The following is a 21,409-nucleotide window of genomic DNA, read 5'->3' on the forward strand; positions in this document are numbered from 1 at the left end:
TTTCGCGGGCGCTTCTTTGCAGTCGCCTATCGCATTGCTTTGCCCGCGCCGCAATCGGTCGTGGCGGCTCTTTTGCTCTAAATCGGTCGAACGGCCTTTGCCAGACGAAGAAAGCCGCCTATCTGGCAGGCATAGGTCCGCGCAGGCCACATGAGATGAAGAAAAGGTTCCAGGATGGATATCAGGTTCAACCCCTCCCGCCCCGACGCCGATACGCTGGTGTTCGCTGTATCGAAAGGCGCCGTTGAAACATTGCCGCTGACGGCATCGCCGACATTGATCGCGGGCGCTTCCGCGGCCCGCTTCACGGGCGAGGCAGGGACCAGTTTCGAGAGCTTCGCGGAGGAAGGCGGCAAGGTGCTGCGCGTCGTCCTGCTGGGCATTGGCGGGGGAAGCGAAGCCGATCTGGAACGCGCGGGCGGCGCGCTCACCGCGAAGCTGGCGACCAGCGGCGCGGTTCATGCCGCCGTTGAATTTCCCGGCGGCGTTACGGGCAAGGATGCGGCGCGGCTGGCCTTTGGTGCGCTGCTGCGCGGCTGGCGGATCGAGACCTATCGCACGCGCCAGCCGGAAAAGGCCAAGCCGACGCTCAAGATGGTGACGATCGTTTCCGCTGATGCCGGGTCGGAGTGGGATAAGCTGTCCGCGCTCGCGGCGGGCGTTGCCTTTACCCGCGAACTGGTGTCCGAACCGGCGAACATCCTCTATCCGGAGAGCTTCGTCGAACGTTGCCAACATCTGAAGGAACTGGGCGTCAAGATCACCGTGCTGGACAAGGCGGCGATGACGGAACTGGGCATGGGCGCGCTGTTGGGCGTGGCGCAGGGTTCGGTGCGTGAGCCGCGCCTGCTGGCTCTGGAATGGGACGGCACGGACGGCGCGCAGAAAAAGCCGGCGGTCTTTGTCGGCAAGGGCGTCACCTTCGACACCGGAGGCATTTCCATCAAGCCCGCCGCGGGCATGGAGGATATGAAGTGGGACATGGGCGGCGCGGGCGCGGTCGCGGGCGCGATCAAGGCGCTGGCCGGGCGCAAGGCGAAGGCCCATGTCGTCGGCATTTGCGGCCTTGTCGAAAATATGCCCGATGGCGCCGCGCAGCGTCCGGGCGACATCGTGACATCCATGTCCGGACAGACGATCGAGGTGCTCAACACCGATGCGGAAGGACGCCTGGTCCTGTGCGACGCGCTGACATGGGCGCAAAAAACCTATGATCCCGAAATATTGGTGGACCTTGCCACGCTGACCGGGGCGATGATCGTGTCGCTGGGCAGCGAATATGCGGGCATCTTCGCCAATGACGATGGGTTGGCCGACGGCCTGATCGCCGCGGGCAAGGCTGCGGGCGATCCGCTGTGGCGTTTCCCGTTATCGGACGCTTATAACAAGCTGATCGACAGCCCGATTGCCGACATGAAGAATATCGGGTCGCGCTACGCCGGCTCGATCACGGCGGCGCAGTTCATCCAGCGCTTCGTCGACGATGGCGTCAAATGGGCGCATCTGGACATCGCCGGCATGGTCTGGGCGGACAAACCCGGCCCGGTGTGGGACAAGGGCGCGACCGGTTATGGCGTGCGTTTGATCGACCGCTTCGTGGCGGACAAGTTCGAAGGCTGATGCAGGTCGATTTCTACCAGCTCAGCCGTGATCCCGTGGACCAGGTGCTGCCCGCCATCGCGGCGCGCGTGCTGGGTCTGGGGGAGCGGCTGCTGGTGGTGGCGGCTGAGCCGGAAAGGCTGGACCGGATTTCCGCGGGACTTTGGGGCGGGCCGCCCGACAGCTTCCTCGCCCATGGCCGCGCCGGCGATGGGCAGGAGGACATGCAGCCGATCCTGCTGTCGCAAACATGCGCGGCGGGCAATGGGGCGCGGCATGTGGCGCTGGCCGACGGGCGGTGGCGGGACGAGGCGCTGATGTTCGAGCGGGCCTTTCATTTCTTCGATGCTGACACGATCGAGTCGGCAAGGGAAAGCTGGCGGGCGCTGGCGAAGCGCGAGGGGGTGGAGCCCCGCTTCTGGCGCCAGGAAGGGCGAAAATGGGTCCGCGTCGCCTGATGCGCGGCGAACACAGGCCCCTTGCAGCGGAAAGCCGCCCGGTCTAAAGGGCGCGCGATCTTATCCCAACAATTCGGAGTTTCCGGGTCTCATGGCCGTCACGCGCACCTTTTCGATCATCAAGCCCGATGCGACCCGTCGCAACCTGACGGGCGCCGTCACCAAGAAGCTGGAAGAAGCGGGCCTGCGGGTCGTCGCCTCGCGGCGCATCCGCATGAGCCGCGAGCAGGCTGAAGGCTTCTACGCCGTGCATAAGGAACGGCCCTTCTTCGCCGATCTGGTCGCTTTCATGATTTCCGGCCCGGTCGTCGTGCAGGTGCTGGAAGGCGAAGACGCCGTGAAACGCAATCGCGACATCATGGGCGCCACCAACCCGGCCAATGCCGACGAAGGCACCATCCGCAAGGAATATGCCGAATCGATCGAAGCCAATTCGGTCCATGGTTCGGACAGCGAGGAAAATGCCGCGATCGAGATCGCCTATTTCTTCAAGCCGGAAGAAATCGTCGGCTGATCCGCGCAGCATCGCAAAAAAGGAAGGGTCGGGCGATAGCCCGGCCCTTTTTCTTTGGTTATTATGCGCTGCGCGTCTTCCCCACCTTTCCTTGGAACGCTCCTTTTCATTTCGCATGGCGATGCTATCATGGCTCCACGGGCCTTATGCGGGCGCCCGTCCAGACGATGGCCGTCCAAGTCCGCTCCTGAAAACCGCGTATTTGCGGTTGGGAGCTGTTCATGACTGAAGACAAAGCCTGTTCGCCGCCGCCGCTTTCTCTTCCCGGTCTTTTCATCAGGTTCCTGCGCTTCGGCTGCCTGGCCTTTGGCGGCCCGGTCGCGCAGATCGCGATGATCCGGCAGGCGCTGGTCGAGGAGGAGCATTGGCTGAGCAGCCAGCGGTTCAACCGTCTGCTGGCCGTCATGCAGATATTGCCGGGGCCCGAAGCGCACGAGTTGTGCGTCCATATGGGCATGATGGCGCGCGGTCGGCTGGGCGGTTTCCTCGCGGGGCTGGGCTTCATGTTGCCCGGGTTCGTGCTCATGCTGCTGTGCGCCTTCGCCTATGTGCGGTTCGTGGCGGGTGTTGGCGCGTTCGACGGCGCATTGCTGGGCGTGCAACTGGCTGTGCTAGGCGTGATCGCCCGCGCCGTGCAGCGGATCGCGGTGCATATATTGGTGGACCGGATGCTGATCTTGCTGGCGGCGATTTCCGCCACCGCCACGCTGGCGGGGCTGCCGTTCTGGGGGCCCTTGCTGGCGACGGGGCTGGTCTATGCATGTGTGCGAAGCCTCCCGCTCGCTGGCGTCTTGGTCATCGGGCTGTGCGTGGGCGGATGGCTCATCCTGCCTCATGGCGGTATGCCTTTGCCAGCCGAAGCGGTGCGCGCGACGGCGGCGGGAGCGGTCGCGTTGTTCCTGACCGGGCTGAAGGGTGGATTGCTGACCTTTGGCGGGGCCTATACCGCCATCCCTTACGTGCGCCACGACACGGTGGGTCGGGGCTGGATTTCCGACGGGGCCTTTCTGGATGGCGTGGCGCTGGCCGGAACATTGCCCGCGCCGCTGGTGATATTCGGAACGTTCGTTGGCTATGTCGCGGGTGGCTGGGCCGGAGCGATCGCGGTGACGGCAGGCATTTTCCTGCCCGCCTTCGCCTTTTCCATGATCTTCTTCGAAAGACTGGAGGCGGTGGTCGAAAATGCGCTGCTGCACCGCTTTCTGGACGGGGTGGGGGCTGCGGTGGTCGGCACGATCGTGGCGACTTTGTTGCAGTTGGGCGCTTCGACCTTCGCCCGTACGGAGGATTGGGCGTTCGCCATCCTGCTGGTCGGGGCGAGCCTGTTCGCCGCTTGGCGGCTCAAGGGCAAATGGGTGACGCCCGCCATCGTCGCATCGGGCGCGGCGATCGGCTGGGCGGTCTGGCGGTAGGAAAAGTCAGGCGGGGCCGCTGCTGTGAGGAGGCGCCTCGAAGCGATCAATCACCCATTCTTCCGCCTGCGCGCCGCCGATCCATTCCTGCATCCACGGATGGGCGATGACCGCGTGCATATAGGCCTGGGCAAAGCGGGCGACGGGGAGTTGATAGGTGATGAAGCGCGTGACGATCGGCGCGAACATCACGTCGGCTGCGCCGAATGCGCCGAACAGGAAATCGCCTTCGCCGCCATAGCGGGCGCGCGCCTGTGCCCAGAGTTGCATGATGCGCGCAATGTCCTGCGTCACGGCTTCGGATGGCGGGACGGCATCATAGATCTGGCGGATATTCATGCTGTGCTCGCGGCGGAGCGCGGCGAAGCTGCTGTGCATTTCCGCCGCCATGGAACGAGCCATGGCGCGGGCAGCGGGATCGGCGGGCCAGAACTGGTCGCCGCCCGACTTTTCATTCAGATATTCGATGATCGCCAGGCTGTCCCACACGACGATGTCGTCGCCGTCCCAGAGGATCGGCACCTTGCCGGAGGAAGGCGCGAACTCATCGCCTTCGCGCCGCTTTTCCCAGGCTTCGTCATAGAGGGGGACGACCACTTCCTCGAACGGGAGGCCCGATAGTTTGCACGCCAGCCAGCCGCGCAGCGACCAGCTCGAATAGGCTTTGTTGCCAATGAACAGCTTCATCATGGCCCCAGCTTTAGTCGGCGGGGACAGAAAGTCGAGAGCGTGAAGGCGTCAATATGACGGCAGGAGCGATGTCAGGGCAGGGCGTAGGCGATCACTTCGTCACCGATGGGCGTTTCCATGAAATGATGCCCGCCGGCCATGATGACCAGATATTGCTTACCATTCTGGCTGTAGGTCATGGGCGTTGCCTGGCCGCCAGCGGGCAGCGTATCCGTCCACAAAGTCCTCCCGGACCGCAAGTCGATGGCTCGGATCAGATTGTCGGTTGCGGCCGCGATGAAGATCAGGCCGCTCGCCGTCACGACCGATCCGCCATTGTTGGGCGTGCCGATGGTCAGCGGCAACATGGACGGTATGCCGAATGGCCCGTTGGTCCGCGCCGTGCCGAAGGGCCGGTCCCAGATCGTCTTCCCCGTCGCCATGTCGATGGCCCGGATACCGCCATAAGGGGGCTGCTTGCACAGCATGCCCGTGAAGGGCAGGCGCCATCCGGCGTTGACGTCGACCGCATAGGGCGTGTGCGCCTGCGGATCGCCCGCGCCTTCCGCCCCGCCGATCCGCCCGCGCGCCTGATCGCGCGGCGCCCACCCCTTCTTGTTCGCTTCCGCGCGCGGGACAAGGCGAACATAGTTGGGCATGTCGTTATAATTGGCGACGATCACACCGCGCGCGGGATCGACTGCGACCCCGCCCCAGTCCGTGCCGCCATTATAGCCGGGATATTCGATCGAACGGCGATCCGTCTCCGGCGGCGTGAAGAAGCCCTTGTAGCTCGCCCGGCGGAACTGGATGCGGCAGATCATCTGGTCGATGGGCGACATGCCCCACATGCTCCGTTCGGTCAGGTCGGGCTGACGCAATGTATGATAGAGGGAGACGATTTGCGTGGGCGCGCGCTGTTCCGGTTCGACCCCGCCGCCCGGTGCGCGGATCGTTCCGATGGGCGTGAGAGGCTGCCCGGTGCGCCGGTCGAGGATGTAGATGTCGCCCTGCTTGCTGGGCAGCACCATGGCAGGCACCGCGCCTCGGGCAGTCGGAAAGTCGATCAGCGTCGCCTGCGCGCCGAAATCATAATCCCACACATCCTTGCGAACGGCCTGGAACGACCAGCGCGGCTTGCCCGTCGCCACGTCGATGGCGACGAGGGAGGTAGCGTAGCGGTTTTCCTCCGGCCGGCGCAGGCTGCTGTAATAATCCGCTGCGGCATTGCCCATCGGCAGATAGACGAGGCCCAGTTGCTCGTCTCCCGATGCGATGGTCCACATATTGGGCGTGCCGCGCGTATAGCTCTGTCCGGCGGGCGGCGGGCCGCTGCGTTCCGGGTGCATCATGTCCCAGGCCCAGCGCATCTGGCCGGTGACGGCGTCATAGGCTTGGATCACGCCGGAAGGCGCCCAGCGATCCTGCCCGTCGAGCACCTGATGGCCAGTGACGATGGTGCCGCGCACGATCGTTGGCGGCGAATTGATCGACACATAGCCCGGAGGCACCTGACCCATGCCGTCGGTGATCCGCACTTGCCCGTTCTGGCCGAAGTCCCGGCATAGTTGGCCCGAGCGGGCGTCGAGCGCGATGATGCGGGCGTCCAGCGTGCCCAGGATGATGCGCCGCGCGCAGGCTGTATTCGCTGCCGCGTCCGGCACCGCGAAATAGCTGACGCCCCGGCACGCGGCCGTATAGGGAATGGCATCGTCCGAAACCTTGGGATCGAAGCGCCACTTCTGCTGCCCCGTTGCAGGGTTCAGCGCGATCACCATGCTTTTGGGCGTGCAGACATAGAGCGTGTCGCCGATCTTGAGCGGCGTGTTCTCCGCGCCATAGGTGCTGCGGATCTGCGCCGACTGCGGGAGGTCGCCGGTGTGGATCGTCCATGCGCGCTGGAGACCGGCCACATTGGCGGGCGTGATCTGGTTCAGCGGCGAATAGCGCCTTGCGCTGTTGGTGCCGCCATAGGCGGGCCAGTCGGCGCCGGTCGCGCCGAGCGACGGATCGGCCATCGCATAACGACTGCCGGGCAGTTGGCCCTGCATGGCCGGAATATAGTTGCCTGCAATACCCCAGCCGAAGATCAAAGCAGCCACAAGCACCACCGCGACACTGATCCCGGCGTTGCGCCACCGGTGACGCGCGCGCGTCATGGTCGGCATGATGAGCAGGAGCGCGATCAGCAGCACCAGCGGCGCGACCACACGCGGCACAAGCGCCCACGGTTGCAACCCCACTTCCCACAGCGCCCATAGCAGGGTGACGACGAAAATCGCGATGTAGAGCCATGCGCCCGCCATGCGCCCGCGCAGCAGCAGGACGCCTGAAACGATCATCGCAAGGCCGGTTGGAAGATAATAGGCCGATCCGCCTTCGATCAGCAGCCATGCGCCTCCTATGGCGAGAATGAGGCCGATGAGAGCGAGGAGGATCCCCAGAATGGAAGCCGGGAGGGAGCGCTGTTCGGAGGAATTCGTCATGCTGGAAGTCTCTCGCGAAGGGAAGGCGGCGTTCGGGACGCTTCCGGTAAAAGAGACATGCCTTGCTTGTGTTCCGAACATGAACAAAAATTCACGCGTTTCGATCCGGCGCGCGGGGCGGCGTTATGCCCCCGCGCGCGTGGTGGGATTGGGCAGGAAGATGGCGAGCAGGCCGATGGCGGGCAGGAAAGCACAGATGGCATAGACCATTTCAATGCCCGTCCGGTCCGCCACTTCGCCCAGCACGGCCGCGCCGACCCCGCCCATGCCGAAGGAAAATCCGAAGAACAGGCCCGAGATCATGCCGATCTTTCCCGGCACCAGCTCCTGCGCGAATACCACGATAGCCGGGAAGGCCGAGGCAAGGATCAGGCCGATGACGACGGTCAGCGGTCCGGTCCAGAACAGGCTGACATGCGGCAGCAGCAGCGTGAAAGGCAGTGCGCCGAGAATCGAAAACCAGATCACATATTTCCGCCCGAACCGGTCACCCAGCGGACCACCCGCTATCGTGCCCACGGCAACCGCGCCCAGGAAAGCGAACAGGTGCAACTGGGCCACTTCGACGCTCACCCCGAAGCGATGGATCAGATAGAAGGTGAAGTAGCTGGTGAGGCTGGCCAGATAGACATATTTCGAGAAGATCAGGGCGAGCAGGATCGCGATGCCGCCCAGCATCTTGCCTCGGGGCAAGGTTGGCATGACATGCCCGCTTGCATGGCCGCGCGAGAGGCGGGCAAGGCCATGGTGCTTGTACCACTGGCCGACATTCCACAGGATCGCGCAGGCTAGCAGGGCGAGCATCGCGAAGAAGGCCAGGCTCGACTGGCCCCAGCGCACCACCACCACCGCCGCGGCAAGGGGGCCGAGCGCCGATCCCGCATTGCCGCCGACCTGGAACATCGACTGGGCAAGACCGTGCCCGTCGCCAGCCGCCATGCGCGCCACGCGGGAGGATTCGGGATGGAAGATCGACGATCCCATGCCCAGCAAGGCCGCGGCGACCAGCAGCAGCCAGTAGCTGTGCGCGATCGAAAGCAGGACGAGTCCGGCCAGCGAAAATAATGTGCCGCCCGGCAAGGCGTTGGGCGTTGGGCGTTTGTCGGCATAAAGCCCGACCAGCGGCTGCAGGATCGACGCGGTCATCTGATAGACCAGTGTGACCAGGCCGATCTGGCTGAAGGAGAGGGCAAGTTCCGCTTTCAGGCCGGGATAGATGGCCGGCAGCAGCGACTGCATCATGTCGTTAAGCAGATGGCAGAAGCTGATCGCAACGATCACGCCGAATATGGTGGTGTTCGTATCGCTATGGAGCGGGGCTGCTTTGGTGGCGTTCATGGTTCGCACTCGTCAGATGGAATGCGGTCGCCATAAACGCTCCCATTTTGTCCCGCATTCCTGTATGGGTCTTTTTCTTTTGAGAGTGGGACATTCTGTGTCTTGGTCCGACCCGGCCCTGGTCGAGCATATCGATCGTCCGATCGTGGGCATCGGCAATGAATATCCGCCGGCTTTCGAGTTGGACTGGCATCGGCATCGTCGCGGCCAGTTGCTTTATGCCGCGCGCGGCGTGGTAGTCGTCAGCACGCCCTATGGCGCTTGGGTGGCTCCCCCCGAGCGTGCGATCTGGACCCCTGGCGGGGTCAGCCATTCGGTGCGGATGGTCGGCGCGGTCAGCACGCGCAGCGTCCTGATCGAGCCTGATGTCCACGGCTCGCTGGGCGATGCCAGCAAGGTGATTCAGGTCTCGCCGCTGCTCCGCAGCCTGCTGGAGGCTGCATGCGATATCGAACCGGAATATGAGGTCGGCGGGCGGGACGGCATGGTGATGGCGCTTCTGCTTGCCGAACTGGCCTGCGCGCCGACCGTGCCGCTGGCCGTTCCCTTTCCTAAACATGCCGCCATGGCGCGCAAATGCCAGATGTTCCTTGACGCTCCGACGCCGCACGACACCATCGACCAGTGGAGCGCCGATCTGGGCATGGGGCGTCGGGCGTTCACGCGCGCATTCCGCAAGCAGACCGGCCTTAGTTTCCGGGCGTGGCGACAACAGGCATGCCCGCTCGTAGCCTTGCCGAGGCTGGCGGCGGGAGAGGCCGTGACCACCATCGCGCTGGACCTCGGCTACGAAAGCCCTGCCGCCTTTACGACGATGTTCAAGCGCCTGATCGGTGTGGCGCCCAGCCATTATCGGCCGACCGATGGAAAGCCCGAAAAAGCGAACGGGTCCTGAAGCGTTCGGCCAGACTATCCCCGGCCGAACGCCAAGGCATCATTCATTCCAGGTAATTGGCGCGCAGTGCCGCCAGGTCCACCTTCGTCACGCCGATTTCCTGTTCCAGATAGGCGTCGACCGAACCCCAGCGCTTATCGATTTCGTCAAAGGCGTGGCTCAGAAAGGCGGTGCCATCAGGGTCTTTGAGCGGTTGCGGTTTCGCGACGGCCGGGTCTTGCTGAAATTTGGCGAAATACATCGCCACTGGATTGTTCGCCTGGGCGACGGTGTCGATCTTCGGCATTTCCCACTCGGGACGCCTGTAGGTGGTCGACAGATGATAATCGGCGATGATCGTATCGCGCGGGACGCCCAGTGCGGACAGGATCATGCCGGTTACGAAGCCGGTGCGATCCTGCCCCGCCGTGCAATTATAGGCGATGGCGCCCTTGTTCGCCTTCAGATCCTGGAAAATCAGCCGCAGTTGCGGCGCCATCATGGTCGGCATGGCCTGGTAGACGGCGGCGCCATTTTTCGGCACGCCATTGCCGGCCAGCGCCATCATCGAATAGCCGACAGCCTGATAGGGCACGCCATCGACGCGCGTGGGCGCGATCACGCGTTCCTCGTTCGAACGCAGATCGACCAGATTGGCCAGCTTGAGCGACTGGATTTCCTTCACGTCGGCATCCGAGAGAAGCGGTTGGCCGCCCGAACGATAGATGAGGCCCCAGCGCACATGCTTGCCGCCTGCCGCCGGATAGCCGCCAATGTCCCGAAAGTTCGATCCCTGCCGCAGCGGCAGCACCCGTTCGGCGACGCGCGCCAAGTCGCCGGACTGGCGATCTTTCAGCAGAAAATAGGCGCGTTCTCCTGCGGGGATCGTCACGGTTTCCGTCCCGTCGCGATCCGCTTTCGACACCAGCCTTGCCGTGCCGGGCGTCGCGGCCGGATCGTTGGACAGGAAGACGTCGACGGGGTTTTTGTCGGTCCAGGTGACCGTCAGCGTGTCGGGCGCCGTTCGCGTCACCAGCGGCGCGTCGACTGACGCTGCATAAGCGGAACCGGCATAGAGCAGCGCTATCAACGGCAAGATGATCTGATGTTTCATGGGATCGTTCCTGTATCCTGGCCTGTGCGACGGCCGTGCAAGACTTTTATTGAATTTTGATGTCGAAAGGAACGATGTCGGCGCGTCGCCGCCATCGTTCCCATCCGGTCAGAAACGCAGATTGATTTCGCCGCCGAAAGTGCGCGGCTCATTGAAGAAGCCACTCAGGCCGGAAGTAGGGCTAAGCGATTTGTAGAACAGATGCTGTTCGTTGAAGAGGTTGCGGGCCCACAGCGCGAAGCTCATCCTGGCGTCCATGCTGCCCATGTCCACATCCGCGATGGCGAGGCGACCGTTGACGATGAACGCTTTTTCGGTGCGCGGCTGGTAGATGTTCGCTGCATTATCCGGGCCGACATAGACGGGATCGGTCGCGTTGGAATAGAAGCCGCCATCATAATTGCCGTCCAGATGCGCCCGGATGGTGAAGCCATTGAATGGCAATTCATAGTCGATCGAGCCGCTCGCCGAATGCTTGGGCGTGTAGGTCTGGTAGATCGGCACCGCGACGGTGCTGATGACGCCCAGCGCATTGGGGTAGGGGTTCACGGTCGCGGGGATGCGGACATATTGATAGGAATAGGCGGCGGACAGCGTCAGACCCTCCAGCGGGTTGACGGTCAGTTCCGCTTCCACGCCGTGCAGGCCGCCCTTGCCCGGTGCGTTCACCGTGGACAGCGTCGTGCGCGTCTGTCGCACGCCGCCCGTTTCATAGGGGCGGCTGAAGTCTACCTGGATATTCTTGTAGGTGCCGGCATAGGCAGCGATGTTGAAGCGCGCATGATTGTCAAAAAACTCGGTCTTCGCGCCGATTTCGAAGATCGAAACCGACTCCGGGTTGAACGGATCATATTCCTGTGATCGGGAGTTGGCGCCGCCAGACTTATAGCCGGTGGACCATTTGCCGTAGACATGAACATCCTTCGTCAGGTCGATCGAAAGATTGACCATCGGATCGACGCGCGACCAGCTGGCGTCCAGCCCGATTTCGCCCGCCACGCCGTTCCGGTCGACCGGCAGCGCGCCGTTCACAATCTCCAGCGCGCCGTGCTTGCTGTCCTTGGTCCAGCGCAGGCCGCCGGTGAGATGCACGGCGTCGTCGAGAATGTCGGGCGTCCATGTCGCCTGACCGAAGGCGCCGATGCTCTTTGTCGTGACATGGCTGGACCGGTCGATCCGCTGGGCAGCCGGATCGAGCGAGAGGATGGTATAGGCCGATCCTTCGGCATTGGTGAACATGTTGGTGTTGTAGGCCTGTGCATTGTCACGCACGCGCTCGCGATAATAGAGCGCGCCTGCGACGAATTTCACGCGGCCGATATCGCCGATGGCCTGGATTTCCTGGCTCCACTGGTTTTGCCAGAAACCGGCGAGGCTGGCGCGGGCGAACTGGAAACCGGTAAAGCCGGTGGCGGGGTTCAGCGCGGACGCAGGGGTCGACATCGCCGTCGCGGCGGAGCCGTTGTCGAACTGGCTCTGCTCAAGCTTGCGGTAGGAGGTGATCGACTTGAGCGTGAGTTCGGGCGCGGTGTCCCATTCCAGCGTCAGGCGATGGCCATGCACCCGGCCGACGCTCGGCAATTGCGTCACACCCACATTGGCGGTGCGGACGCGATCCGGCTGGACCGTGGCGGCGTCGGCCAGTACGTTGGTGCCGGGCCGGATCATATTCAGATAGAGCGAGGTCGACTCGTCCTTTGAAATGTCGAAGCTGTAGTCGGCGCTGAAGTCGGACGACGGCTTCCAAAGGGCTTCGACATGCAGACCGCGCTTGTCATACTGGTTGAAGCCTTCGGCGCCCGCGAGCGGGTTTTTCACCAGCGGGTTGCGATGGGCCACCACGCCGTCGATCTTGAGCGCGATATTGTTGAACGACGGCAGGTCCAGATGCACCTCGCCCTTGTACATGCCGAAATTGCCGATGCCGCCGGTGGCGTTCATGTGCAATTCGCCGGTCGGCTTTTTCGTGACGATATTGACGGCGCCGCCTTCGGTATTGCGGCCGAACAGGGTGCCCTGCGGTCCTTTCAGGACTTCGATATTCTCGATGTCGAACAGGGCGGTGCCCAGACCCTGAGCGCGGCCCAGATAGACGCCATCGATATAGACGCCCACGCCCTGATCGCGGGCGGGCTGGTTGCCGTCCGACAGAACGCCGATACCGCGAATGTTCACGATCAGCGCCGAATTACGCGAGTAAAAGGGTGCGATCTTCAAGGACGGAATGGCGCCGTCGCCCAGGTCGACGAGCGATGTGACATGGCGATTGGTGAGGTCGTCGCTTCCCATCACCGAGATCGAGATCGGCGTGGCCTGGAGATTTTCGGGACGTTTCTGGGCCGTGACGACGATCTCCCGAAGACCGCCGCCATCCAGAGCCGCATCGGGTGCGACGGGTTCGGCCGCCAATGCGGGCATTGTGCTCAAGGCAGCGAAAATGAAGCTGGAGGCCGTGGCGGCCATCCGTGCGCGTATGCTGATCATGATTTCCCCTTGGATCGAACCTGCCTGTTTCGGCGGGTCTTGCCGTGTCCCTTAGGGAAGCGATGTTTCGGCTGCGCGACGGATCAATTGCCGATTTGCGACTGTTTGGCGGAGCTTTTGAGACAGGCGGCAAGGGAAAGCATGCTTTCAGCGCGTCGAGGTTCCGATCATCAGGGCGTAGTGAGATTTGGTATATTTTTCAGATATTCGGGCGGGGAAGGCGATAACTTCCCATCACAGAGAGAGGACGTCATGCACGAGCTACGCCTTCATGCCATCACTAAAAGCCAGAAGAAAAGCCCCTGCGCGTCCGTGGCCTTGTAGGGCTTTTCCTTGGGCTTGGCGTTTTGGATTGCGATGTCGGTCAGCACCATTCGGGAGCCTCGCTTCTACAGGGGCCTCGCGAGGCCCCCAAAAAAGGCCTCCATCATCCGCGGCTATAAGCAAACAGAGGCCATCACTGACAACCAGAGGATGACATTATGATAATGGAAATAAAGAATTTTTTACCATCAGCATGCGTGGGCTGACAGGTTTATGGAGGCCCGAGCCGGAATCGAACCGGCGTGCAAGGATTTGCAGTCCTCTGCGTAACCACTCCGCCATCGGGCCATCCCAAGTGGTGGAGGCCGCAAATGTGCGGCTTTGGGAGCAAAGTCAAGCGCGCTCGCGGTCATGGGATGCAAGAATCTGGCCTGGCATCGCGTAAAGCTGCTTGGCGTGGGCTCTGTGCTGATTTAGAGGTCCGGTGAACGTCTTGCTGTATTGCATTGTCAATACAGTTGTGCCAAGCGAGGAACTGTCGTGACCGAGCAGAATTTTTCATCAATGCGGGCCGCCATGGTCGAAAGCCAGCTTCGCACCAGCGATGTGGATGACCAGCGCGTGATCGCCGTGATGGCCCGGGTGCCGCGGGAAGATTTTCTGCCTGTGGAGCGTCGCGCCATGGCCTATATCGACCGGCCCGTGCCGCTGTCGGGTGGCCGCGCGCTCAATCCTCCGCTGGTGACGGGCCGGCTGCTCAAGGAAGCCCAGGTCGAGCCGGGTGATAAGGTGCTGCTGATCGGTGCGGCCACGGGCTATAGCGCGGCGCTGCTGGCCGGATTGGGCGCTCTCGTCACCGCCGTCGAGGAAGAAGGCGGGCCGGAGATCACGGTGCAGGGCGTGACTGTCGTGCGCGGTCCCCTCCATGCGGGAGCGGCGCGGGGTGCGCCCTATGACGTGCTGTTCATCGACGGGGCGGTGCAGGATGTGCCGGCGGCGCTTGTTGCCCAGCTTGCCGAAAGCGGGAGAGTCGTGACCGGCCTTGTCGAGCGCGGCGTCACGCGTTTGTGTAGCGGTCGCGTCGTGGCGGGTACGCTGGGGCTTTCGCGGCTGGCGGATATCGAAATGGTGGTGCTGCCGGGCTTTGCTGCGCCGGAGCGTTTCACCTTCTGAAAGACGGGAATAGATGACGGCAAGGCGACATTCCCTCCGGCTCTGCGCCGCCACGGCCTTGCTGGTTTCTTCCGCAATGACGGGTCAGGCCTGGGGCGAGACGCTGCAGGGCGCGCTCGTCAAGGCCTATCGCTCCAACCCGACGCTGACCGGCGCGCGAGCGGGGCAGCGGGCGACAGATGAGAATGTGCCGATCCAGAAGGCGGCCGGGCGGCCCGCGCTGGATGCGACAGGCAGCTATTCCGAAAGCATATTGAAGCCGACGATCAGCTTCACCTCGCCCCAGCGGACGATTGACGCCAACGCGCAACTGAGCGTGCCGATCTATTCGGGCGGCGCCGTCCGCAACGGCGTCAAGGCTGCGAAGGTCCGGGTCGAGGCCGGGCAGGCGAACCTGCGAGGTACGGAAGCCAGCATCTTTTCCCAGGTGGTCGCCGCTTATATGGACGTGATCCGCGACGGCGCGATCGTGTCGCTGAACCGCGCCAATGTGAATGTGCTGGAAGTCAATCTTCAGGCGACGAACGACCGGTTCGAGGTCGGGGACGTAACGCGCACCGATGTCGCGCAGTCCGAATCGCGTCTGGCGCTGGCCCGATCCGATTTGCAGACGGCCGAAGCGAATCTGATCACCAGCCGGGAAAATTATGTCGCGCTGGTGGGGGAAGCCCCGGACAATCTGGAGCCGCCGCCTGCCTTGCCGGGGCTGCCGGATTCGCCTGCCGCGGCGGTGCAGGTGGCGCTCAACGATAATCCCGACATTCTTGCCGCGAAAAAGGCCAGCGACGCCGCGCGCTATGATGTGAAGGTGGCCAAGGCGGGCACATCGCCGCGCCTGTCGGCCTTCACGCAGGCGGGTTACACCAATTATCTGGACACGCTGCCCAATGGGGGGGCGAATGGCGAGATCGGTGCCGGGCCGCAGATCAACAAGCAGGCCGCTGCGGGCGTTCAACTCAACATCCCACTTTATCAGGGCGGCGGGCCGGGTGCGCGGGTGCGGCAGAGCCAGGCATTCGAATCGCAGGCGATGGAGCAGCAGATCGAGGTCGAACGCGGCGTTATCGCGCAGACGCGTGCTTCTTACGCCAGCTGGCAGGCGTCGCTCCAGACCATCGCATCCAGCCAGAAAGCGGTGGACGCCGCCAGCCTGTCGCTGGAAGGCGTGCGGGCGGAAAATTCGGTCGGCAGCCGGACGATCCTCGACATCCTCAATGCCGAGCAGGAATCGCTGAACGCCCGCGTGGAACTGGTGTCCGCGCGCCGCAATGCCTATGTCGCGGGCTTCAGCCTGCTGGCCGCTATGGGTCATGCCGAAGCGCGCGACCTGGGGCTGGAAGGCGGGACGCTCTATGATCCCATGGTCAATTATGACCGTGTGAAGGGCAAATGGTTCGATTGGGACTATGATCGCGCGCCCACCCCGCAGGCGACGCGCACCGTTGACACGCCCGCACAAAACGCCAATGTGGAGGCTGGAGCCGCACAGCCTTGAGCTGGCGGGATTATTTGCGCGGTCTTGAGAACGGGCAGGGCTGAAACAAGCCGTTAGGGAACGTCCATGGGTGACATGAGCAAGGAACCCTCGATGGAAGAGATCCTCTCATCCATCAAGCGCATCATCGCCGAGGAAGGCGAGGAGGCCGTGCAGCAGGCCGCGCCGCGCCGCGGTCGTGGCGAATCGGCGAAGGCCCCGGTGGAGTTGGGCGTGCCCGCTCCGGCGGTTGAATCCGCTATAGAGCCCGCTATAGAGGAAGTGCTGGAACTGACCGATGAGGTCGGGATGGAGGATGAACCCATGCCCGTTTCCAAATCTGCCGCCGCTGCCGGGCCGGAAGCGGCGGGAAGCGACGGCATCCTGTCGGTTGAAAGCGAGGTTGCCGCACGCCATTCGCTCTCGGCGCTGTCCTCCATGCTGGTGACGCCCAAGGATGGCGGCGACAATACGCTGGAGGGGCTGGTCCGGACTATGTTGCGGCCCATGCTGAAGGACTGGCTGGATGCCCGCCTGCCCGCGCTGGTCGAGGATATGGTGGCGAAGGAAATCCAGCGCATCACCGGACGCTGAGCAGGCGGCTCTCCGGTTCTTGCCGACGCTGTATTGTCGGCCTAATACCCTTCCATCATGGCGGCACGGATGAAAGCCCGCGCCGTCCGATAGCAAGGGACCATTCATGAAACATATATTGCTTGCCGGACTGGCTGTCCTGCTATTGTCGCAGGCTCCAGCGGTCGCGCGGCCCTTTACGCCGAGCGACATGGTCGGTCTCAACCGCATTTCCGCGCCGGTGGCGTCGCCCGACGGCAAATGGCTGGCCTATCAGCTTCGCGTCACTGATTTGTCGGGTAATCGGGGACGCACGGACCTGTATCTGCTGGACATCAGCCGCAAGGGGCAGGCGCCGAAAATGATCGCGTCGAACCCGGACAAAAATGAGGCTTCACCTGCCTTCTCGGCGGATGGCGCATCGCTCTATTTCGTTTCGAACGCCAGCGGTGACGATCAACTCTGGCGCGTGGCCCTTGCTGGCGGACAGCCGGAGCAGGTCAGCCGGGCGCCAGGCGGTGTTTCCGGCTATCTGCTCAGCCCCGATGGGCAGAAAGTGGCGCTTTGGGCCGACCGGCCGGTGGGCGCGAAGGTGCTGGACGATGTAAAGCCCGCCAGTCCGCCGAGCGCGGGAACGGGCCGCGTCTATGAGCAACTGTTCGTGCGCCATTGGGACACATGGGCGGACGGCCAGCGGTCACGGATCTTCGTCATGCCCCTGTCGGGCGGGCAGCCGGGCGGCAAGGCAGTGTCTGTGATGGGTGGCCTTGTCGGGGATAGCCCGTCCAAGCCCTTTGGCGGAGCGGAAGAAATTGCGTGGAGCAGGGATGGCAAGACGTTGTTCTTCACCCTGCGGGAAGCAGGGCGGATCGAACCGCTTTCCACCAACCTCGATATTTTCGCCGCCCCGGCGGATGGCAGCGCCGTTCCGATCAACCTGACCGACGCCAATGACGCGACCGACACCATGCCTGCGGTGTCGCCCGACGGTCAGTGGCTGGCCTATGCGGCGATGAAGCGTCCGGGCTATGAGGCTGACCGGCTGGTGCTGATGCTCCGCAACATTGCGACCGGCGAGACGAAGGCGCTGACCGAAGCATGGGATCGCTCCGTGGCGACGATCGCGTGGGAGGCGGATGGCAAGGGCATCCTCGTCACCGCTGACGATGTGCTGGATCATCCCGTCTTTCGCGTCGATGTCGCCTCCGGAAAGGTTGCGCGCCTGACGCAGGCGGGCCATGTCGGCAGCGTGACGCCGCTGCCCGATGGCGGCTTCGTTTATGCGCTCGACAGCATCCAGTCGCCGGCCGATTTCTGGAAGATGCCGGCCAAGGGCAAGGCTGTGCGCCTGACCAGCGTCAACGCCGGCAAGCTGGCGGGCGTCGATGATGTGTCGGTCCAGCGGTTCAACTTCAAGGGCGCGAATGGCGATACCGTCTGGGGCCAGATCGTGAAGCCCAAGGGGGCTGCGGGCAAGCTGCCGGTCGCTTTCCTGGTCCATGGCGGGCCGCAGGGGAGCTTCAACGATAGCTGGTCCTATCGCTGGAATCCCAAGGCTTTCGCGGCTCATGGCTATGCCGCCGTCATCGTCGATTTCCATGGGAGCACGGGTTATGGCCAGGCCTTCACCGACAGCATCAACAAGGATTGGGGCGGAAAGCCGCTGGAAGACCTGAAGCTGGGGCTGGCGGCGGCAGCGGCAAAGGATGCCCATGTCGATGCGGGCAATGCCTGCGCGCTGGGGGCCAGCTATGGCGGCTATATGATGAACTGGATCGCGGGCATCTGGCCGGACGGCTTCAAATGCCTCGTCCAGCATGACGGCGTGTTCGACGCCCGCGCCATGGCCTATGAAACCGAGGAGCTGTGGTTCGATGAATGGGAACATGGCGGCCCCTATTATGAAAAGCCCGAAGAGTTCGAGAAGTGGAACCCGGTCAATCATGTGGCCGCATGGAAAACGCCGATGCTGGTCGTGACCGGCGAAAAGGACTTCCGCATCCCCTATACGCAGGGACTGGCGGCCTTCACCGCGCTCCAGCGGCGCGGTGTGCCGTCGAAGCTGCTGGTGTTCCCGGACGAAAATCACTGGGTGCTCAAGCCCCGCAATTCACTGCAATGGTATGACGAGGCGCTGTCCTGGCTGGACAAGTGGACGCGCAAGTAAAGAAGGCTTGAATGGTAAAGGGAGGGCGTTTTTTTGATTGCCGCATCGCGTAAAGCGAAAAACCGGTTCCCACTTTTTCGCGTGATGCTCTAAGGCGCCTTCCCATGACTGAACTGCCTAAGACCTTCGACCCCGCCGCAATCGAATCCCGCTGGTATGCCCATTGGGAGAGCAATGGCCTGTTCCGCCCGGAACGGCCCGACGCAGAACCCTTCACCATCGTGAATCCGCCGCCGAACGTGACCGGCAGCCTGCATATCGGCCATGCGCTCGACAATACGTTGCAGGACATCGTGATCCGTTACGAGCGGCTGCGCGGCAAGGATGCGCTGTGGGTCGTGGGGACCGACCATGCGGGCATTGCGACGCAGATGGTGGTGGAGCGGCAATTGAACGCCGCCGGGAGCAAGCGCACCGACTTCACCCGCGAGGATTTCGTCGCGAAGGTGTGGGAGTGGAAGGCGGAGAGCGGCGGCGCGATCACCGGCCAGCTTCGGCGGCTGGGCTGCTCGATGGATTGGGCGAATGAGCGCTTCACCATGGATGAGGGCTTTTCGCGGGCCGTCATCAAGACGTTCGTGGAACTGCACAAGCGGGGCCTGCTCTATCGCGACAAGCGGCTGGTGAACTGGGACCCGCATTTCCGCTCCGCCATCTCCGACCTCGAGGTCGAGACGAAGGAGACGAATGGCGGCTTCTGGCGGTTCAGATACCCGCTGGCGGACGGAGTGACGCTGGCCGATGGGTCGGATCATATCGTTGTCGCCACCACCCGCCCGGAAACGATGCTGGCCGACATGGCGGTGGCCGTGCATCCCGACGATCCGCGCTACAAGGATGTGATCGGCAAGGACATTCTCCAACCCATCACCGGCCGCCGCTTCAGGGTGGTGGCGGACGACCATGCCGACCCGGAACTGGGATCTGGTGCGGTCAAGATCACGCCCGGCCATGACTTCAACGATTTCGAGGTTGGCAAGCGCGCGGGGATGAAGGCCGCCGACATGCTCAACATGTTCGATGCCGACGCCAATGTGATCCAGACGGCGGACGGCCTGATCCCGGATCGCTTCCTTGGCCTGCACCGTTTCCGCAGGGATGGCGTCGACGGCGCGCGCGAACTGGTGGTCGCGGAGATGAAGGGGCTGGGCCTGCTGGTGCCGCATGTCACGAAGAACAAGGACGGCGAACCGCAAGAGGCCGACTTCGAACCGCGCACGATCCAGACGCCCTATGGCGACCGTTCGGGCGTGGTGATCGAACCGTGGCTGACTGACCAATGGTATGTCGACGCCGAAAAGCTCGCCGTCGCGCCGATGCAGGCGGTGCGCGACGGGCGGATCGAGATCGTTCCCAGGACGTGGGAAAAAACCTTCTTCAACTGGATGGAAAACATCCAGCCCTGGTGCGTCTCCCGCCAGCTCTGGTGGGGGCACCAGATTCCGGCATGGTATGACGGGGACGGCAATCCCTACGTCGCCGAGACGGAGGAAGAGGCGCAAACTCTTGCGGGCAACAAGAAACTGGCCCGCGATCCCGACGTGCTCGACACATGGTTTTCCTCCGCGCTCTGGCCTTTCGGCACGCTGGGCTGGCCTGAACAGACCGAAACGCTCGCCAGGCATTATCCCAACGACCTGCTGATTTCGGGCTTCGACATCCTCTTCTTCTGGGATGCGCGCATGGCGATGCAGGGGCTGGAGTTCATGGGCGACGTGCCATGGCGCAAGCTTTATCTGCATGGACTGGTGCGCGCCGCGGACGGGCAGAAAATGTCCAAGTCCAAGGGCAATGTCGTCGATCCGCTCGGTTTGATCGACACGTTCGGCGCGGACGCGCTGCGCTTCTTCATGGCGGCGATGGAAAGCCAGGGCCGCGACGTGAAAATGGATGAGAAGCGCGTTGAGGGTTATCGCAACTTCGCGACGAAGCTGTGGAACGCCGCCCGCTTCCTGCAAGCCAATGGCGTGGTCGCATCCGCCAGCCATGAAGCGCCGTCGGCGCAGGCGCCGGTCAATCGCTGGATTGTCGCGGAGACGGTTGCGACGGTGCAGGCGATCGACACCGCGATGAAGGAACTGCGCTTCGACGCGGCGGCAAACGCCATCTACCACTTCATCTGGGACCAGTTCTGTGACTGGTATATCGAACTTTCCAAAGGCCAGATGGATGAGGAAACCCGCGCCGTCGCGGGCTGGGCTTTCGACCAGATCCTCGTCATGCTGCACCCCTTCATGCCCTTCATTACCGAAGAGTTATGGCATGCGATGGGCGCCCGTCAGAATGACCTGATCGTCGCCCAATGGCCGCAGGCGCTTCACGCCGTGGACGGCGAGGCGCAGGCGGAGATCGACTGGCTGATCCGGTTGGTGAGCGCCATTCGTGCGGCGCGGACCGAACTCAACGTGCCACCCGGCGCGAAGATGAAAGCGCTGGTGCGCGATGCTTCGGAAGAAACGCGGCGGCGGCTCGACCGGCAGGGCGCGGCATTGGCGCGGCTGGCACGGGTGGAAAGCCTGTCCTTCGGCGATGCCGTCGAGGGCGGCGCGGCGCAGATCGTGGTCGACGAGGCGACCTTCATCCTTCCGCTGGAAGGCGTGATCGACATTGCGGCGGAAAAGGCGCGCCTTGCCAAGGCGCTTGAGGCAGTGGAAAAAGAGCGCAACTCGCTGGCAGGGCGGCTTGGCAATGCGAGTTTCGTCGAAAAGGCAAAGCCCGAAGCCGTCGCCAAGGCGCGCGAAGATCATGCGGAAAAAAGCGCCGAAGCGGAAAAGCTGAAAGCGGCACTGGAACGGCTCGGCTGACCGAGC

General features: G+C 63.4%; 16 protein-coding genes and 1 tRNA gene. 10 read left to right on the forward strand and 7 right to left on the reverse strand.

Annotated features, from left to right (window positions below; all coding sequences use genetic code 11):
* Positions 1-174 precede the first annotated feature (174 nt).
* The 4 genes from LDB26_RS02525 to chrA all read left to right on the forward strand — a co-directional run bounded on the left by LDB26_RS02525 (position 175) and on the right by chrA (position 3,983).
* Positions 175-1,620 carry a leucyl aminopeptidase gene (locus LDB26_RS02525; RefSeq protein WP_062063791.1) on the forward strand — a complete coding sequence of 482 codons (1,446 nt, stop codon included), beginning with the start codon at positions 175-177 and terminating at the stop codon, positions 1,618-1,620.
* Positions 1,620-2,057, forward strand: coding sequence for a DNA polymerase III subunit chi (locus tag LDB26_RS02530; protein WP_062063792.1), 438 nt, complete (start codon positions 1,620-1,622; stop codon positions 2,055-2,057). The genes LDB26_RS02525 and LDB26_RS02530 overlap by 1 nt, the downstream gene beginning before the upstream one ends.
* 91 nt (positions 2,058-2,148) lie before the next feature.
* Positions 2,149-2,571: a nucleoside-diphosphate kinase gene (gene ndk, locus LDB26_RS02535; RefSeq protein WP_062063794.1), complete on the forward strand. Its 423-nt coding sequence runs from the start codon at positions 2,149-2,151 to the stop codon at positions 2,569-2,571.
* 221 nt (positions 2,572-2,792) lie between these two features.
* The gene (gene chrA, locus LDB26_RS02540; protein WP_062063796.1) at positions 2,793-3,983 is read left to right on the forward strand and encodes a chromate efflux transporter; all 1,191 of its coding nucleotides are present in this window, start codon (positions 2,793-2,795) and stop codon (positions 3,981-3,983) included.
* Between the two features lie 6 nt (positions 3,984-3,989).
* Here chrA and LDB26_RS02545 read toward each other — a convergent pair whose 3' ends face one another.
* From LDB26_RS02545 to LDB26_RS02555, 3 genes are all read right to left on the reverse strand, one after another.
* Complete coding sequence (locus LDB26_RS02545; protein ID WP_197413700.1) at positions 3,990-4,673, reverse strand: glutathione S-transferase family protein; 684 nt, start codon at positions 4,671-4,673, stop codon at positions 3,990-3,992.
* 71 nt (positions 4,674-4,744) lie between these two features.
* The gene (locus LDB26_RS02550) at positions 4,745-7,138 is read right to left on the reverse strand and encodes a membrane-bound PQQ-dependent dehydrogenase, glucose/quinate/shikimate family (protein ID WP_257540172.1); all 2,394 of its coding nucleotides are present in this window, start codon (positions 7,136-7,138) and stop codon (positions 4,745-4,747) included.
* Positions 7,139-7,261: 123 nt separating this feature from the next.
* Positions 7,262-8,476 carry an MFS transporter gene (locus tag LDB26_RS02555; RefSeq protein WP_257540174.1) on the reverse strand — a complete coding sequence of 405 codons (1,215 nt, stop codon included), beginning with the start codon at positions 8,474-8,476 and terminating at the stop codon, positions 7,262-7,264.
* A gap of 97 nt (positions 8,477-8,573) precedes the next feature.
* Here LDB26_RS02555 and LDB26_RS02560 point away from each other — a divergent pair, with 97 nt between their 5' ends.
* Positions 8,574-9,371, forward strand: a complete 798-nt coding sequence (locus tag LDB26_RS02560) for a helix-turn-helix domain-containing protein (RefSeq protein WP_257540176.1) — start codon at positions 8,574-8,576, stop codon at positions 9,369-9,371.
* Positions 9,372-9,414: 43 nt separating this feature from the next.
* Here LDB26_RS02560 and LDB26_RS02565 read toward each other — a convergent pair whose 3' ends face one another.
* The 4 genes from LDB26_RS02565 to LDB26_RS02580 form a co-directional block, all read right to left on the reverse strand.
* Positions 9,415-10,464: a tyrosine-protein phosphatase gene (locus LDB26_RS02565; protein WP_062063803.1), complete on the reverse strand. Its 1,050-nt coding sequence runs from the start codon at positions 10,462-10,464 to the stop codon at positions 9,415-9,417.
* A gap of 108 nt (positions 10,465-10,572) precedes the next feature.
* Entirely contained in the window at positions 10,573-12,948 is a 2,376-nt protein-coding gene (locus LDB26_RS02570; protein ID WP_062063805.1) for a TonB-dependent receptor, read from the reverse strand.
* Between the two features lie 269 nt (positions 12,949-13,217).
* A complete protein-coding gene (locus LDB26_RS02575; protein ID WP_231746424.1) occupies positions 13,218-13,322 on the reverse strand; it encodes an Arm DNA-binding domain-containing protein in 105 nt (34 codons plus the stop codon).
* A gap of 164 nt (positions 13,323-13,486) precedes the next feature.
* Positions 13,487-13,560 (reverse strand) — tRNA-Cys (locus LDB26_RS02580).
* A gap of 192 nt (positions 13,561-13,752) precedes the next feature.
* Between LDB26_RS02580 and LDB26_RS02585 the strand changes: the two genes are divergently transcribed.
* From LDB26_RS02585 to LDB26_RS02605, 5 genes are all read left to right on the forward strand, one after another.
* A complete protein-coding gene (locus LDB26_RS02585) occupies positions 13,753-14,385 on the forward strand; it encodes a protein-L-isoaspartate O-methyltransferase (protein ID WP_062063807.1) in 633 nt (210 codons plus the stop codon).
* Between the two features lie 13 nt (positions 14,386-14,398).
* Positions 14,399-15,880, forward strand: coding sequence for a TolC family outer membrane protein (locus tag LDB26_RS02590; protein ID WP_257540178.1), 1,482 nt, complete (start codon positions 14,399-14,401; stop codon positions 15,878-15,880).
* 66 nt (positions 15,881-15,946) lie between these two features.
* On the forward strand, positions 15,947-16,453 hold the full coding sequence (locus LDB26_RS02595) for a DUF2497 domain-containing protein (protein WP_062063811.1): 507 nt from the start codon (positions 15,947-15,949) through the stop codon (positions 16,451-16,453).
* A 106-nt stretch (positions 16,454-16,559) separates the two neighbouring features.
* A complete protein-coding gene (locus tag LDB26_RS02600; protein ID WP_257540180.1) occupies positions 16,560-18,599 on the forward strand; it encodes a S9 family peptidase in 2,040 nt (679 codons plus the stop codon).
* A gap of 104 nt (positions 18,600-18,703) precedes the next feature.
* Positions 18,704-21,403, forward strand: coding sequence for a valine--tRNA ligase (locus tag LDB26_RS02605; protein ID WP_257540182.1), 2,700 nt, complete (start codon positions 18,704-18,706; stop codon positions 21,401-21,403).
* Positions 21,404-21,409 lie beyond the last annotated feature (6 nt).

The organism is Sphingobium sp. CFD-1, assembly GCF_024611115.1.
GTDB lineage: Bacteria > Pseudomonadota > Alphaproteobacteria > Sphingomonadales > Sphingomonadaceae > Sphingobium > Sphingobium baderi_A.

Bases quoted from the DNA above. Each gene is read 5' to 3' on its own strand.
- LDB26_RS02525 (WP_062063791.1), top strand. From the start codon at position 175: ATGGATATCAGGTTCAACCCCTCCCGCCCCGACGCCGATACGCTGGTG.
- LDB26_RS02530 (WP_062063792.1), top strand. From the start codon at position 1,620: ATGCAGGTCGATTTCTACCAGCTCAGCCGTGATCCCGTGGACCAGGTG.
- ndk (WP_062063794.1), top strand. From the start codon at position 2,149: ATGGCCGTCACGCGCACCTTTTCGATCATCAAGCCCGATGCGACCCGT.
- chrA (WP_062063796.1), top strand. From the start codon at position 2,793: ATGACTGAAGACAAAGCCTGTTCGCCGCCGCCGCTTTCTCTTCCCGGT.
- LDB26_RS02545 (WP_197413700.1), bottom strand. From the start codon at position 4,673: ATGATGAAGCTGTTCATTGGCAACAAAGCCTATTCGAGCTGGTCGCTG.
- LDB26_RS02550 (WP_257540172.1), bottom strand. From the start codon at position 7,138: ATGACGAATTCCTCCGAACAGCGCTCCCTCCCGGCTTCCATTCTGGGG.
- LDB26_RS02555 (WP_257540174.1), bottom strand. From the start codon at position 8,476: ATGAACGCCACCAAAGCAGCCCCGCTCCATAGCGATACGAACACCACC.
- LDB26_RS02565 (WP_062063803.1), bottom strand. From the start codon at position 10,464: ATGAAACATCAGATCATCTTGCCGTTGATAGCGCTGCTCTATGCCGGT.
- LDB26_RS02570 (WP_062063805.1), bottom strand. From the start codon at position 12,948: ATGATCAGCATACGCGCACGGATGGCCGCCACGGCCTCCAGCTTCATT.
- LDB26_RS02575 (WP_231746424.1), bottom strand. From the start codon at position 13,322: ATGGTGCTGACCGACATCGCAATCCAAAACGCCAAGCCCAAGGAAAAG.
- LDB26_RS02590 (WP_257540178.1), top strand. From the start codon at position 14,399: ATGACGGCAAGGCGACATTCCCTCCGGCTCTGCGCCGCCACGGCCTTG.
- LDB26_RS02595 (WP_062063811.1), top strand. From the start codon at position 15,947: ATGGGTGACATGAGCAAGGAACCCTCGATGGAAGAGATCCTCTCATCC.
- LDB26_RS02600 (WP_257540180.1), top strand. From the start codon at position 16,560: ATGAAACATATATTGCTTGCCGGACTGGCTGTCCTGCTATTGTCGCAG.
- LDB26_RS02605 (WP_257540182.1), top strand. From the start codon at position 18,704: ATGACTGAACTGCCTAAGACCTTCGACCCCGCCGCAATCGAATCCCGC.